The sequence below is a fragment of the Desulfosporosinus cupriresistens genome, from assembly GCF_001707885.1.
Taxonomy (GTDB): Bacteria; Bacillota; Desulfitobacteriia; order Desulfitobacteriales; family Desulfitobacteriaceae; genus Desulfosporosinus.
This window is the reverse complement of the sequence record NZ_MASS01000007.1, coordinates 26,962-41,766: the sequence shown is the minus strand read 5'-3', so window position 1 is coordinate 41,766 and position 14,805 is coordinate 26,962. Positions and strand designations below refer to the sequence as shown.

General features: G+C 44.7%; 16 protein-coding genes and 1 riboswitch. Of the genes, 3 read left to right on the top strand and 13 right to left on the bottom strand.

The genetic code is table 11. The features are described 5' to 3' along the window. Nucleotides 1-33: 33 nt before the first annotated feature. On the bottom strand, nt 34-1,092 hold the full coding sequence (locus DSBG_RS04305) for a PocR ligand-binding domain-containing protein (protein ID WP_068962994.1): 1,059 nt from the start codon (nt 1,090-1,092) through the stop codon (nt 34-36). Nucleotides 1,093-1,340: 248 nt separating this feature from the next. On the opposite strand from DSBG_RS04305, the gene DSBG_RS04300 reads away from it, so the two are divergent. Further along, nucleotides 1,341-1,661 carry a CC/Se motif family (seleno)protein gene (locus tag DSBG_RS04300; protein WP_068962993.1) on the top strand — a complete coding sequence of 107 codons (321 nt, stop codon included), beginning with the start codon at nt 1,341-1,343 and terminating at the stop codon, nt 1,659-1,661. Between the two features lie 91 nt (nt 1,662-1,752). On the opposite strand, the gene DSBG_RS04295 is transcribed toward DSBG_RS04300, so the two are convergent. Both DSBG_RS04295 and DSBG_RS04290 read right to left on the bottom strand, forming a co-directional pair. After that, nucleotides 1,753-2,058 (bottom strand): AzlD domain-containing protein, encoded by a 306-nt coding sequence (locus DSBG_RS04295; protein WP_068962992.1) that lies wholly within the window; start codon nt 2,056-2,058, stop codon nt 1,753-1,755. After that, nucleotides 2,048-2,764, bottom strand: coding sequence for an AzlC family ABC transporter permease (locus DSBG_RS04290; protein ID WP_068962991.1), 717 nt, complete (start codon nt 2,762-2,764; stop codon nt 2,048-2,050). The genes DSBG_RS04295 and DSBG_RS04290 overlap by 11 nt, the downstream gene beginning before the upstream one ends. Before the next feature lie 118 nt (nt 2,765-2,882). On the opposite strand from DSBG_RS04290, the gene DSBG_RS04285 reads away from it, so the two are divergent. Together DSBG_RS04285 and DSBG_RS22295 are read left to right on the top strand one after the other, a co-directional pair. Further along, nucleotides 2,883-3,758 carry a LysR family transcriptional regulator gene (locus DSBG_RS04285; RefSeq protein ID WP_068962990.1) on the top strand — a complete coding sequence of 292 codons (876 nt, stop codon included), beginning with the start codon at nt 2,883-2,885 and terminating at the stop codon, nt 3,756-3,758. A gap of 92 nt (nt 3,759-3,850) precedes the next feature. Beyond that, the gene (locus DSBG_RS22295) at nt 3,851-4,030 is read left to right on the top strand and encodes a hypothetical protein (RefSeq protein ID WP_207647214.1); all 180 of its coding nucleotides are present in this window, start codon (nt 3,851-3,853) and stop codon (nt 4,028-4,030) included. Between the two features lie 175 nt (nt 4,031-4,205). Here DSBG_RS22295 and DSBG_RS04280 read toward each other — a convergent pair whose 3' ends face one another. The 10 genes from DSBG_RS04280 to purE all read right to left on the bottom strand — a co-directional run bounded on the left by DSBG_RS04280 (nt 4,206) and on the right by purE (nt 14,227). Next, a complete protein-coding gene (locus tag DSBG_RS04280) occupies nt 4,206-4,541 on the bottom strand; it encodes a hypothetical protein (protein WP_068962989.1) in 336 nt (111 codons plus the stop codon). Between the two features lie 27 nt (nt 4,542-4,568). Continuing rightward, entirely contained in the window at nt 4,569-5,123 is a 555-nt protein-coding gene (locus DSBG_RS04275; RefSeq protein WP_068962988.1) for a manganese catalase family protein, read from the bottom strand. A 457-nt stretch (nt 5,124-5,580) separates the two neighbouring features. Then, complete coding sequence (gene purD / locus DSBG_RS04270) at nt 5,581-6,840, bottom strand: phosphoribosylamine--glycine ligase (protein ID WP_068962987.1); 1,260 nt, start codon at nt 6,838-6,840, stop codon at nt 5,581-5,583. Between the two features lie 43 nt (nt 6,841-6,883). After that, nucleotides 6,884-8,428: a bifunctional phosphoribosylaminoimidazolecarboxamide formyltransferase/IMP cyclohydrolase gene (gene purH, locus DSBG_RS04265; protein WP_068962986.1), complete on the bottom strand. Its 1,545-nt coding sequence runs from the start codon at nt 8,426-8,428 to the stop codon at nt 6,884-6,886. After that, on the bottom strand, nt 8,425-9,042 hold the full coding sequence (gene purN / locus DSBG_RS04260; protein ID WP_068962985.1) for a phosphoribosylglycinamide formyltransferase: 618 nt from the start codon (nt 9,040-9,042) through the stop codon (nt 8,425-8,427). Before purN ends, purH begins: the two co-directional genes overlap by 4 nt. Further along, on the bottom strand, nt 9,039-10,052 hold the full coding sequence (purM, locus tag DSBG_RS04255; RefSeq protein ID WP_068962984.1) for a phosphoribosylformylglycinamidine cyclo-ligase: 1,014 nt from the start codon (nt 10,050-10,052) through the stop codon (nt 9,039-9,041). Before purM ends, purN begins: the two co-directional genes overlap by 4 nt. Nucleotides 10,053-10,098: 46 nt before the next feature. Further along, nucleotides 10,099-11,517, bottom strand: coding sequence for an amidophosphoribosyltransferase (gene purF, locus DSBG_RS04250; RefSeq protein WP_068962983.1), 1,419 nt, complete (start codon nt 11,515-11,517; stop codon nt 10,099-10,101). Between the two features lie 21 nt (nt 11,518-11,538). Then, nucleotides 11,539-12,252, bottom strand: a complete 714-nt coding sequence (gene purC, locus DSBG_RS04245; protein WP_068962982.1) for a phosphoribosylaminoimidazolesuccinocarboxamide synthase — start codon at nt 12,250-12,252, stop codon at nt 11,539-11,541. Nucleotides 12,253-12,384: 132 nt separating this feature from the next. Beyond that, nucleotides 12,385-13,680, bottom strand: coding sequence for an adenylosuccinate lyase (gene purB / locus DSBG_RS04240; protein ID WP_068962981.1), 1,296 nt, complete (start codon nt 13,678-13,680; stop codon nt 12,385-12,387). A 25-nt stretch (nt 13,681-13,705) separates the two neighbouring features. Beyond that, nucleotides 13,706-14,227 (bottom strand): 5-(carboxyamino)imidazole ribonucleotide mutase, encoded by a 522-nt coding sequence (gene purE / locus DSBG_RS04235; protein ID WP_068962980.1) that lies wholly within the window; start codon nt 14,225-14,227, stop codon nt 13,706-13,708. Nucleotides 14,228-14,434: 207 nt separating this feature from the next. Further along, nucleotides 14,435-14,536: riboswitch (purine riboswitch) on the bottom strand. Nucleotides 14,537-14,805 lie beyond the last annotated feature (269 nt).

Below are 14,805 nucleotides of genomic sequence, written 5' to 3'. Positions count from 1 at the left end.
ATGATCGCCTCCCCTCTATAAAATCCCCACTTTCTAGGCATTCGTAAGATCATTTAATTGTTCTGTAAGACTTGCAATTTCCATGACGCTTACTGTCACTTGTTCAATGGCAGCTGTTTGCTGCTCAATAGTAGACGTTGTTTCATTTCCCATGGTTACTGTTTTGTGTACCGAATCCTTAATGATTGTGGTTAAATCTTTGATTTTACCAACTGTTTCTTTCGAATCGGCCGAAAGTTTCCTGATTTCTTGGGCTACAACACCAAATCCTAGTCCAGCCTCACCCGCTCGTGCTGCTTCGATTGCTGCATTTAAACCTAATAAGCGGGTTTCATCTGCAATTTCCTTAATAAAATCCATTACCTCATCAATTTTGCCGGTTATCGCATTAACATTTTTTATCTCATGATTCAAATTCGCCTGATTATTACTTATATCACTTGCAGAAGCCGCCAATTGTTCCATCGTTGCAGAAATTTGTCCCAATCCATCGTCAAGTATCGTTGTTACTGATTTAAGCTTTAACTGTTGATAAGCAGTGCTCGACATATTATTAGCAACAATAAACAATACGTTAGCCGCAGCTTCAATGCTCTCGCGCGACAATTTTCGAACTTCTTGGACTGCCTCGACATATCCTTCCTCATCCACACCGATTTCGTTGGCAATCTTACGGTACTTTTTATCGTTAGGAACATCCGTTAATACTTGTCCTCCTAAAATAGTACCAATCTGCCGCCCTTCCAGCATAATCGGTGCAGCAAAGTCTATCAGTCCTGCATGACATTCATAGATTACTGGTTTACCTGTCCGGGCGGCTTCTTCTCCACCTTTGCGATGTGATTCAGCACACCGTTTGTCACCGCATTCAGTAGAATGGGTATAATCCATACAAAATCGAGTGTAACTACTTGGATTTGTAATAGGGGTACCGTCAGGGTCAACCGTTACACTTGCCAAACCAACCCCTTTAGCAAAATCATCTTGGAATCGCTGCAAAAAATCAATGTCTATAACATCCTTGAGCTTCACTGTACTTATATCCAAGTTATCACCAACATTTTTTCCATTTGCCTCGTGATATTGACTCATTACTTTTCCTCCTACTAAATCGCTTTAACCAAAAATTATACATTCGCTTATATTCGATATTAAGGCAAATATTCCTTCTTTTCTCTTTATATTTCGACATTTCCGAGTTTTATTTCTTCTCTTATTTGCTTATTGATTTTCGGATTGAAGTTAACATTATCTAATTGATTACCCCCAATGACTTGCAACCGAATCCAAAGATGTTAGAATGAGATAAAGTTGAACGATGAGGAGGATCATGAATCTGCATGGATCTTAACCATACAACGAGCACGAAGATGAAAATTAACATTACCCAGAAAGCTTTAGAACTCCTTCAAAAAGCTAAAAAAATCGAACTATACATTGAACGCTTTGTAGTTACGGATTGCTGTGTCCCGCTTTCCACGCCTCCTGCCGTACGCAAAGGACGCCCTCTCAAGCCTGAAAATTTTTATGCCTTCGAAGTCGACGGAATTACGGTGTATTATGATCGTAATCTTATTAGCAAATCGGAAGTTACTATTGATGCTCAAGGGTTTGGCTTTATTAAAGGGCTCATCGTTACAGATTGGGTTATAAAATACTAAAGTCGACCTTCATGGCCGACTTTTTTGTCAATACAGAAACATACAAAGACAGGATTGCTGTTGTAATCCGTACTGGAAGCAATAGACAGGTTTAAACCATCAACTCAAAAATAAAGACCGAAAGACAGGCCAGTGTTGAAACCTTGAACAGACTGCCGCCGCGATAAGCCAGGATTAAGGCTGCGCTGAATCCTGCCAGGGCGGACCATAGGCTTGCCGTCGCGCTTAAGATCGCGGGAAATGTCATCACCGCCAGGGTGACATAGGGTACATAGTATAGAAAAGATTTGAGATAAACATTCTTAATTTCTTTACGCATGAAAATCAAAGGAATGAGTCTGATCAAATAAGTAACGCCCGCCATGACCAGAATATAGAGATAGATATTACCCTTCATCGGCAACCTCCTTCACCGGAAACAGGAGTGCTGCGATTCCTGCTATCAATACCGTTAAAATAATGATTTTGAATCCTTGCGAAATTTGACTGAGGATGGGTAGTTGGGCAAATAACAAACTCAACAGCATAGAGAACAAAATGATTCCCGCCAGCAGCTTGTTTCCCTTTGCCGGCGGAACAATCACCGCGATAAACATCCCGTACAGGGCAACACTTAAGGCGCTGATAATTCTTGCGGGTAAAATCCCCCCTGAAACAACTCCGCAAAATGTACCCAGCATCCAGCCCGGTATACTGACGCTCATCAAACCGTAATTGTAGAAAGGGTTCAGTTTACCTTTTTTGCAAACGGATACCCCAAATATTTCATCCGTAACGCCGAAGGCAACCAATAAGCGATGGGGAAAGCCTGATCCTGCCTCAAATTTTTGCGATAGTGAACAGGACATCAGACAGTATCGTAAATTAATGACCAGTTGGATCAGCGCCATTTCCAGATAAGTCGCGGAAGTCCCGATTAAAGCCAGTGCTCCGAATTGTCCTGCTGATGCCAGGTTGGCTGCGGACATGAACACAGCCTGAAAGGGAGTCATCCCGGCCTTCTTCGCCATAATGCCAAAGGTAAAAGAAACCGCGAAGTAGCCGAGCGCGATAAGTATACCGTCTTTGATCCCGTTTTTCCAGGAGAGATTGTTGTTGCTCATGAAACTTACCTCGAATCAGTCATCTTATTTGTTTTCATCATACTCCCCCCTCTTGACATAAGTAAAACGAATTTTTATAATGAATATATAAGATTTTCTAATGTAAATGAGGTAATCAATGAACCGCTATAAAGCCTTTATGAAAATAATCGAAACAGGAAGTTTTACCAAAGCCTCTGAGGAACTCGGCTACACCCAATCCGCCATCAGCCAGATGATCCGCGCCCTGGAGGAGGAACTCTCCACCATGCTTTTTTTGCGTTCACGCAAAGGGATCACCCTGACGCCTGATGCCGAGGAATTCCTGCCCTACATCAAAGCAATCCATAATTCCCACCGGGAGCTTGAGGAAAAACGCCGGGAAATGCAAGGACTGCAAAAAGGGATTATTCGCATCGGCACCTTTTCCAGTGTTTCCAGTAATTGGCTGCCTGATTTAATTAGGGATTTTAAAACCAGGTACCCTTCGGTATGCTTTGAACTTCACCAGGGCGAGTACACCAGCATTGCCCAGTTGATTAAGGAAGGAAGCGTGGATTTCGGCTTTGTCAATCCAGACGCCCAAGCTGTATCCGAACTCAAGACAATCCCCCTCCAACAGGACGAAATGCTGGTGGTTGTGCCTACAAACCACCCCTTAACGCACAAAAAGAAAATTTTACTCCAGGACCTAGTCAATGAATCCTTTATCCTCTTGGATGAAGGACAATTAAGCGTGCCCTTAGAGTTTTTTAAACGGGAAAATCTGCACCCCAACATTCAATACCGTGTTCATGACGACTATACGATTATGTCGATGATTGAAAGCGGCTTGGGAATTTCTATTCTGCCGAAATTAATCATCAGCAGATCCCCTTATCATATCGCAACCTTAGAGCTGTCCCCACCGATTGTCCGTACCATTTCCCTGGCCTTTAAAAACAAGAAGGTATTGCCCATTGCCAGCCGGTACTTTATGGATTTCATTGTCGAGCAGTATGGAAGGACTTCCTGAGTCGTCTGTGGAATGGAATGAGCGGCCTGTTCAATCGTACACGTATACGATTGAACAGGCCGCTCATTCCAATTAGGCTATATTGAACCGATATGTCGTCTCAAGGAAGCAGGATCACATATGAGGCATTTAATCGAAAATGGTTTGAAATAGCTGTTGTATACGATGCCACTGCAACGATAAGTGAAAGGGATTTTCAAGCAGCCTTTACCAATTACAAAGCATTTGCCAGTGCTACTTGGACAACACTGGAAGCTATCTCACACTTGTAAAGCTTTGACCATTTTGCCAGCATTAGACTGTACTGCAGTCTATCCATCGATATATCGCCGGTATCATTACTACTTTCAAAAATGATACAAGTCGCGCCCCTATATCTAGAGGTCGACAGGAAGTTGCCCCCTAGAATCTAATGGGTAATCTTCTTTTTTATTTGGTTTTATAATTCTATTTCTTAATATCTGAATTCAACTCATCAAATAGTGCTTCCGTCTTTGATTCGGATTGATCATTTAGAATAATTAGTTCAGATGTAGTCTTTATATAAATAAATGGTGGTTTAGAAGTGTCGATATATAAAGTCACATTACCAATATCTGAAGAGAACTTTCCTTTCTGAATAGAACCTAAACCAAGACCATTAATCTTTGATTGAATCACCGGAAGGTCAGCTTTTAATTGCACACTTTTAATTTCCGAAAGATCTACCGTATGGCCGACTTTTTTGTCAATACAGAAAGCATTGCTGACAGTTATATACTTTCTGGAACGTTCTTTTAACACATATATGATAGCTTTTCTGTGATTACCTTATTCTAAAATCTGCAGACTCATCTTGTAGTCGTAAATTAATGCATTGAATTCCTCCGACGAACCAGTTTCACGGATTAACGTCAGTGCTTTTTGCAGCAAACGTTTATGAACCTCTTCCCTGCCAATTAGAAAATTGATCATCCGCTTCATGTTTGGGTCACTTGTCTTCTCTAAATGCTGATGATAAAGATGACTAGTCCGTGCTTCTGCCTGCACATCCACTTGCAGCATGTCGATGGCATCAACGCTTGGGTCAATATTATCTATGGTCCATGGAACCCCTTCAGAATTTGTACAGGTAAGCGATTGCCCCCCTAATTTGTTGATTGCTACAGAAATTATCTCCATATGCCCTAATTCCTCTGCAGCAATTAACCCTAGCAGTTCTCTAACATACCGGTTTGACATATTGGAGCGATGGCTTAAGTACTGAATGCTCGATGATAATTCACTATCTTTTCCTGCATAATGTTCGAGTAACACCTTTGCAAAGATCGGATCTTGACGTTCAACATGAACCGGATAAAATAAACGCTTTCGATAATTAAACATTTTCATCCCCCCTTAGATAGGGCACCCTACCTATATCATATGAAGGAAAAATCTCAGCGGTCACAAAGGGAGACTTTTTCCACTAAACTGGAGTAAAGAAGGGAAGGGTGATGATGGCCAATGTCCTCTGGCTTTGATAATAGAATAAAGGCACATGTGCCCAAGAAGATAGTAGTTAGCTAGAAGATTCCCAGCTAAAAGCGTTTGGTTCGAATGTAAAGAAAATCGGCTGGCACCCACGAAGACACTGTCTTCGCACGTATTAGCCTTCTTGCAGCCTTAGCGCAGGCGACCGCCTTAGTTGCATTACTACAGAAAGTATGTAACGAAGTTATATTTTTTGATAAGTAAAAAAAAGACATCCCAGAAATTCTATGAATTAATGGGATGTCTTTTTTTAAAATTTAAAAAGTGTCCGGCGAGAATCTCTATATCTAAGCTCCCCTATTCCAGAGGACTAGAGCCCTTTAACACCAATATCTCTTCGAAAATGAGCCTTCGGGAAATCGATTTTCTCCACCAGTTCATACGCTTTTTCCCGGGCCTGTTGCAGCGTTTTTCCTTCAGCTGTGATCCCTAACACCCGGCCACCGGTACTCAACAGCTGTCCCTCACTGATTCCCGTTCCGGCATGAAATATAACCGAATCCTGACCACTTAGCTCAGGCAAATGGATTGGAACCCCTTTTTCGTAAGCCAATGGATAACCCGGCGCAGCCATCACAACACAAACCGCGACCTCTTCTTTCCATTCCAGCCGGGCCTCAGACAAACGGCCTTCAGTACATGCCCAAAGGATCGGCAAGAGATCAGATTTAAGTCGTTTCATTACCACTTGGGTTTCTGGATCACCAAACCGGACATTGTATTCCAGAATTTTGGGGCCTCGTTGCGTGAGCATCAGACCCAAGAATAACACACCTTGAAATGGGGTCCCTCTTTCTCTCATAACCTGTAAGGTCGGCGAAACGAAGTCTTTCATAACGCTTGCTTCAAGTTCAGCTGTCCAAATAGGAGGTGGGCTATACGTCCCCATTCCCCCAGTATTAAGCCCCAGGTCGCCCTCTAAAGCCCTCTTGTGGTCTTGAACCGGAACCATAGGGCACGCAGTTACTCCGTCTGAAAAACAAAGCAAGCTCACTTCTTGCCCCTCCAAGAATTCTTCAATAACCAACTTTTTGCCAGCTGAACCAAATCCGCCGTCCATTATTTCATCGACAGCCTGCAGAGCCGTTTCCAAGTCCATTGCTACAATGACACCTTTACCCGCAGCCAACCCGTCCGCCTTTAAAACGCAGGGGGCCCCGATGGTCCTGACATAAGCCTTCGCTTGATCAGAATCATCAAAAATTTCCCATTCCGCCGTTGGGATTTTGGCACTTTCCATTATGGTTTTAGCAAAGGATTTACTTCCCTCTAACTGAGCCGCCGCTTGAGTCGGTCCAAAAATTCGTAGATCGGCTGCTTGAAAGGCATCTACAATCCCTAAACTCAAAGGATCTTCTGGTCCAACCAAGGTTAAATCGATCTTCTCTTGGAGCGCAAATTCCACTAAGGCAGGAATATCGTTAGACGAAATAGGAACATTCCACAATACGGTCCCTGCATTACCCGGCGCAACAAACAGACGCTCTAGTTCGGTGCTTTGGGCAATTTTCCAGGCCAAAGCATGTTCTCGTCCTCCGTTGCCTACGATTAACACACGAAGCTTTTTCACTCTTTCACCTCGTCTCCCTAATTATAAAAGACGCTCATAATATTTAATGCTGAAAATGACGTCGATGCGTAAAGACCATAATTATGTTCAAACGATTAGCAGCCTCAATGACCGCAGCATCTTTGAGAGATCCACCAGGCTGGATAATTGCTCGGATTCCTGCCTTGGCTGCTGCTTCAATAGAGTCAGGGAAAGGAAAGAAAGCATCGGAGGCCAAATAAGCTCCTTTAACGTTATCCCCAGCTTGTTCAAGGGCAATATTGACGGATCCTACCCGATTCATCTGACCAGCTCCAACACCCAGAGTTTGTTTTTGATTTGTAACTACAATAGCGTTTGACTTTACATGTTTAACAACTCGCCAAGCAAAATCAAGTGCTGATAGATCCTCTTCAGTCGGCTTAAGGTCTGTCACAACATCCCATTCGCTGACAGGCGTTGTGCCTCGATCAACCTCCTGGACAAGATATCCCCCATCGACGCTTTTCATCATCCAGCCGTGATTCGTTTTACTAGCATCTCCTCTTCCAACCACAAAGAGCCGGAGATTTGCTTTCGCGCTAAGGATTTCGCGAGCTTCAGGACTGAACTCCGGTGCAATAATTACTTCATAGAAACACTCTTTAATAGCATCTGCGCAGGGCCCATCTACCACCCGGTTAAAGGCGATTATCCCACCGAAAGCGGAAATGGGGTCGGCCGCGAAGGCAATTTCATAAGCATCCAAGGGCGTCGTACCCATAGCGACTCCACAAGGATTCGAGTGCTTGATGATCGTCGCCGCACAGGATTCAAACTCACGCGCAATCTTCCAAGCAGCATCCATGTCCGCCCAATTATTGTAGGAAAGTTCTTTCCCTTGCAGCTGTTTTCCATTGGCTAGAGTTCCTTCCTCTGCTTCCGCATTTATGTAAAACGCTGCTTTTTGCTGCGGATTCTCTCCATAACGCAACTCTTGAACTTTTTGAGCCGTTAAACGAAGTGTCGTCGGAAAACTGCTGGTAGATTCAACCTGTCGTTCCAGATAACCAGCAATAAGGCGGTCATACTCCGCTGTGTGGGCAAAGGCCTCCGCTGCCAAACGCTTGCGCATCCCCGCTGAAACAGTTCCTGCTTCGCGCAGAACACTCAAAACTTCCCCATAGGATTCTGGATTGACCAGGACAACAACGCGCCCGTGATTTTTGGCTGCAGCGCGAACCATCGTCGGACCACCAACGTCGATATTTTCAATCGCCTCTTCAAAGCTCACTCCAGGCTTGGCGATCGTCTCCCGAAACGGATAAAGATTGACTACAACCAAATCAATAAAGTTAATTCCGTTTCGCTCCATTTGCTCCCGATGTTCCTCACAATCCATCGCTAAAATACCGCCATGAATTAAAGGATGAAGTGTCTTCACTCGGCCATCCAAAACTTCTGGAAATCCGGTGACTTCACTAACATACTTAACCGAAACATTAGCCTCGTCCAGGGCTTTAAATGTCCCCCCAGTGGAAATTAATTCAAAACCTAACTCCACAAGACCACGTGCAAAATCGATAATCCCCGTCTTGTCCGAAACACTGATCATAGCTCTTCGCTTCATTCTAACCCCTCCTGCTGCAAAATCTGAACCCGGCGCCCGGTTCGCTCCACCTTTCCTGAGACGAACCTGCGAACGGCCTCGGGATACAGCCGATGTTCTACCTCTAAAATTCTCTGCGCTAAACTCTCTTCCGTATCCCCCGGCAACACCGACACCGCTTCTTGTAAAATAATAGGCCCACTATCTAAACCTTCATCAACAAAATGTACCGTACACCCACTCACCTTAACCCCATATTCCAGAGCTTGACGCTGGGCGTGGAGCCCTGGAAAAGCTGGAAGTAACGAAGGATGGATATTCATAACCGGGAAATTGGCCTGGCGAAGAAACTTCGGACCTAACACCCTCATATACCCCGCCAGGAGTAAAAGTTCCACTTGATTTTCCCGCATCCAGATCAGAAGATCTTCCTCTTGTGCTTGACGATGCGGGTAATCTCCAACCGGAAAAACACGAGTTGAAATTCCAACCTCTTTGGCGCGCTCCAGCGCCGCGGCCCCCAATTGATCTGACCCTACAGCCACGATTTCAATAGGGAGACTGCCACTTTCGCTGGCCTTAATTAAAGCTTCAAGATTACTCCCCCGACCTGAAGCTAATATCGCAGTTCTCAATAAGATACACCTTCTCCGGGAACAACACTCCCCATCACAAAGTTTTTTTCTCCCAACTCATTGAGCCTCAAACGCACAGAAGCTTCATGTTCAGGACGGACAATGATGACAAACCCAACGCCCATGTTGAAGGTCCGATACATCTCTGGCCAAGCTACATCTCCAAGACGTTGCAGCAATGAGAAAATCGGGGGACATTCCCAAGTCAATGTATCGATCCGAACTCCCAGACCTGGTGGCAAAACCCGGGGAACGTTATCCGTTAATCCTCCCCCCGTTATATGAGCCATTCCTAAGATTTCTCCTCCCGGAAGAAGTGGTAAAATTGACTTAACATAAATCCGCGTCGGACGAAGAAGTGCCTCCCCAAGTGGCTCACCTAACTCGGGAAATACCTGATCCAAAGAATATGGTTCAAATACTTTCCGGGCTAAGGAGTAGCCATTGCTATGGAGTCCGGTGGAAGGCAAGCCAATCAGTACATCCCCTGCTTGAATTTTTGACCCATCAATTAGCTGATTCCGATTTACAACGCCCACTGAAAACCCGGCGATATCATATTCATCCTCGGCATAAAAACCCGGCATCTCTGCTGTTTCTCCCCCGATCAACGCACAGCCAGCCATTTCACACCCACCGGCAACCCCACCTACGACCTCAGCGAGTCGATTTGGCTCAACCTTTCCAACGGCCAGATAATCGAGAAAAAACAAAGGTTCTGCGCCTTGAACTAAAATATCATTGACACACATCGCCACGGCATCTTGCCCAATGCTATCATGCTTATTCATCTGAAAAGCGAGACGTAGCTTGGTTCCCACGCCATCCGTTCCGGAAACAAGAACCGGGTCCGGATACTTATCGAGATCCAGTTTAAAAAGTCCGCCAAACCCTCCTAGTCCGCCGATGACTTCCGGACGAAACGTCCTAGCAACCGCAGGTTTAATGCGTTCCACTACATCATTCCCGGCCTGAATGTCGACGCCCGCGTCTCGGTAAGAGTATCCCAACGTTCATTCCTCCTTATTTTTTCTGCTACTCCTCGAGTCGACGGCCCTAGCCGCAACAATTTCGAGTTTCAAAATTATTTTTACCCTGGTTCAAGGTTGAAACTGCAATCGGATACGTTCCGTTAAAACAAGCTAAACAAACAGCATCCGTGCCTAAGGCCCGAAGTAAGCCTTCCTCCGAGATATAGTGCAACGAGTCGGCTCCAGAGAACTTCCGAATTCCCTCTATATCTAATTGATTGGCGATAAGTTTTTCCCGCTCTGCTGTGTCAATTCCGTAATAGCACGGAAAAGCAACCGGAGGGGAGCTAATCAAAAAGTGAACTTCTTTGGCACCTGCTTTTTTAACCATTTCCACTAGTTTAGAACTGGTGGTCCCTCGAACGATTGAATCATCAATCATAACTACACGTTTATCTTTCAAGACACTCGCATTAGCATTGAGTTTAAGACGAACACCCACTTCTCTCATTGCCTGAGTAGGTTGAATGAACGTTCGGCCGACATAACGGTTTTTAATAAGTCCCTCTCCAAAAGGAAGGCCCAGTGCCGTAGCATACCCAAGGGCCGAAGCAGTCCCTGAGTCTGGAACTGCGATCACAAGATCCGCCTCAATCGGGCACTCCCGGGCCAGTTCAATACCCATCCTGCGCCGACTTTCGGATACGTTCAACTGATCCATCGTGCTGTCCGGCCGAGCAAAATAGATATATTCAAAGGCACAAGAAGCGCGTTCAGTTTTAGCGAGCCCCATATAGGTATGCAACCCTTCTTCGTCAATCACGACAATTTCACCAGGTTCCACATCTCTAATAAACTCCGCACCGATGGTATCAAGGGCACAACTTTCTGAGGCCAGACAATACCTATCCCCCATCCTCCCAATGCATAAGGGACGGACACCATGAGGATCTCTCAGCCCAAAGAGTTTGTCCTCCGCCAAGATCACTAGGGCATATGCCCCACGAAGATCCAACATGGTCTTGACCAGCGCATCTTCTAAGGACTCCCGGCGATAGCGAGTAATAAGGTTTATAATTACTTCGCTGTCAATTGTCGTTTGGAATACCGCTCCGTTTTTGCCAAGTTCTTCTCGCAAATCTGCAGCATTGGTTAAATTACCGTTATGCGCCAAAGCCATCATCCCTTTTTGGTAGTGTACTACCAAGGGCTGGGCATTCGCGAGCAGACTTGACCCTGTGGTAGAATAACGAACATGCCCGATCGCCATTTTACCCTTCAAGCCTTCTACAACACGGTCAGAAAATACTTCCGATACCAAACCCATTCCTTTATGCAAATCAATATTATGCCCATCGGAAACCGCGATTCCCGCGCTTTCCTGCCCGCGGTGCTGTAAGGCATAAAGCCCGTAATAAGTTAAACGGGCTACCTCCTGATTGGGAGCATAAATCCCAAAGACGCCACATTCCTCTTTTGGCTTGTCCTCTCCAAATTCGAACACGTTCGGCCCCCCTATCCCATCCTAAGCAAGAGCTTTTTTTACTCGCCGAAAAACTTCTTGATACGCCTCTTCAACTTGTCCCAAGTCCCGTCGGAAGCGATCCTTGTCCAGCTTCTCCCGTGTTTCCATATCCCAATAACGACAAGTATCTGGTGAGATTTCATCGCCTAGGTAGACTTTTCCATCCGCAACCCCAAACTCTAATTTAAAATCAATCAAGTCGATTCCCGCTTTAACTAATATGGTTCGCAAGATGTCGTTTATTTTAAGGCCTAAGGCTTGAACCTCTTTAGTATTTGCCTCACTTGCCCAGCCCATTGCGGCAACATGAGATTCATTAACCATCGGATCTCCCAAGTCATCATCTTTATAATATAATTCCACGACTGGTTGCGAGAGAACATAGCCCTCTTCCACTCCAAGGCGCTTTGCTAAACTTCCAGCTACAATATTGCGTACAACAACTTCGAGGGGAATCATGTCTAAGCTGCGCACAAGCATATCTCGATCTCCTAAAAGCTTCACAAAATGAGTCGGAATGCCTGCTTTTTCTATTTCTTCAAAGAAGAGTGCCGATAGCTGGTTGTTGACCTCACCTTTATCGACGATTTGTCCTTTTTTCTCACCGTTGAAAGCAGTTGCATCATCTTTGTAAGCGACCCAAAAATACTCACTTTGATCTGTCGCATAAACTCTCTTTGCTTTTCCTTCATAGCGTAATTCTAACTTTTCCATAATCTTAATCCCCTTTCAATAGTCGTCAGTGGGAGGAAGTTTCTTAGAATCCGTGCTCTCTAAGCTAAGAAACTTCCTCTGGCTAGTCTTTCCTGGTCATTCTTCCGAGATATCTGGGTTAATATTTTTCATCTAATTAAGTCCTAAGCGCTGGAAGATATCTATTACATGTTTAGTGTGATACTTATAATCAAACAAGGCAGCAATTTCTGTCTCATCTAAGTATTCTCGAACGTCGACGTCCCGATTGATCAAGCTTTGAAATTGTTCTTTCGTATTCCAGGCTTCCATGGCATTGCGTTGAACTAAAGCGTACGCATTTTCTCTGCTGACACCCTTTTCTACTAAAGCCAACATCACCCGTTGAGAAAATATCAACCCATACCCTTTATCAATGTTTACTTGCATTTGTTCCGGGAAAACCTGCAAACGATCGATAAGCTGGGTCATCTTATAAAGCATATAGTCCAAGGCAATGGTGCTGTCTGGCAAAATCATGCGTTCGGCAGAAGAATGGGAGATATCTCGTTCATGCCATAAGGCCACATTTTCCAAAGCAACTTGGGCATTCGAACGAAGCACTCGGGCCATCCCGCAAATACGTTCCGGTGTGATAGGATTTTTTTTGTGCGGCATGGCCGAGGATCCTTTCTGCCCTTTGCCAAAGGCTTCTTCCACTTCATGAACATCGGTTCGCTGTAAGTTGCGGATCTCGGTTGCCATTTTATCGAGTGAACTAGCGATACCCGCAAGAGTCGTCATATAACAGGCATGTCGATCACGTTGGAGTATTTGGGTCGATATCAGAGCGGGCTCTAAGTTAAGAGCTTGGCAAACATGGGCTTCAACTTGAGGATCTACATTGGCAAACGTCCCCACAGCGCCTGAAATTTTCCCAACCCGTATCTCTTCACGAGCAAACGCTAAACGCCTCTTTTGACGTCTAATTTCATCGTACCACAAAGCCAACTTCAATCCAAAGGTGATCGGTTCAGCGTGAATCCCATGCGTTCGACCCATCATGATGGTGTCGCGATGTTCCAACGCCCTTTGGTGCAGGACAGCTTCCAAAGCTTCCATCTTAGTCAGCAAAATATCCGATGCTTCTACCAATTGCAATGACAACGCGGTATCAAGTATATCTGAAGAAGTAAGGCCTAGATGAATGTATTTTGCTTCATCTCCCACATTTTCTGCAACATTGGTCAAGAAAGCCAGCACATCATGTTGGGTCACTTCTTCAAGGGCTTGTACCCTTTCCCAGGAAAAAGATGCCTTTTCTCGAATGACCTCAACCGCCTCATTCGGAACCTTTCCTAGTTTGGCCCACCCTTCGCACGCTGCGATTTCAATCTTCAACCAGAGAGTGAGGCGATGCTCGTCTGTCCATATTCCTCCCATTTCAGGAAGCGTGTACCGTTCAATCATACGTAGTCCCCTTACCTAAATATTATTAGTTTCCTTTTACTGCTCCTTGAATTCCTTCGCTTAACTTTAATTGCAATGCTTCATCTTTCGCTTCGATATCCTTTAACATCTGATTTCGATAGTTTTTTACTTTTACACTAAGGGCTTCATCTTGAATGGCTAGGATCTGCACAGCAAGCAAAGCCGCGTTGCGTGCCGAACCTATGCCTACGGTCGCAACTGGAATTCCAGGGGGCATTTGCACGATGGAGTAAAGAGCATCGATGCCTTCCATGGCACCACTACTCAACGGAACACCAATCACTGGTAAAATGGTAGCTCCTGCTACAACTCCCGGCAAATGGGCAGCTAACCCTGCCGCCGCAATGATAAGTTTCCCGCCTTGAGCTTCAAAAGCTCTTACCCAATCTACAGTTCTATCCAATGTTCTGTGGGCAGAAGAAATTTTAACTTCAAATTCAAGTTCAAATTGACGGAGAACTTTCATAGCGTCTTCCATAATTTTGTAGTCTGAGTCACTTCCCATAATGACCCCAATCTGGCTCATATTATTTCCGCCCTTCTGTTTCTATTTGCTTTGCCAACTTCTAAGTAACCTGAAGCCTGACTAGACCAAGTCATATTTATAAAAAAGCCCAGGAAGGGCAAATTTCCCCCTTTAATAAGAGTGAAACCTACCCGCCTGGGCTTTTATCCCTTCGGTGTAGTTTGATTTTTCTCAATCAAACCTGTACCACTCGGACAATTCACTTGCCCTAGGTACACTTTCGCTCATAGTCAGGCCATTTACGGTAGCCTGGTAGAAACTTGCGGACCATATCTCCGCGGTTATATGAACTCCCTATGAATTTGTTAAGTTCATTTTACAAGAAGGATCAATGAAGGTCAATAGAAAAACCGAACATTAATATATTTCTTGCTGAAAATGTTCGAAATTAAACCCAAAGATATTAGACCTTGCTAATAGCTTTTCTTGCTCCTTTCTCTTCTTACCAAAAATGAGAAAAGTAAATCGATTTTCTGTCCTATCTTTTCCGCTTCTGAGTAATTTTATAAATATGAGATGGAGGCATCCTGCACAGTTTAAGAACTTAAGTAACGCGCCGTTCCCCGACATCGTATACT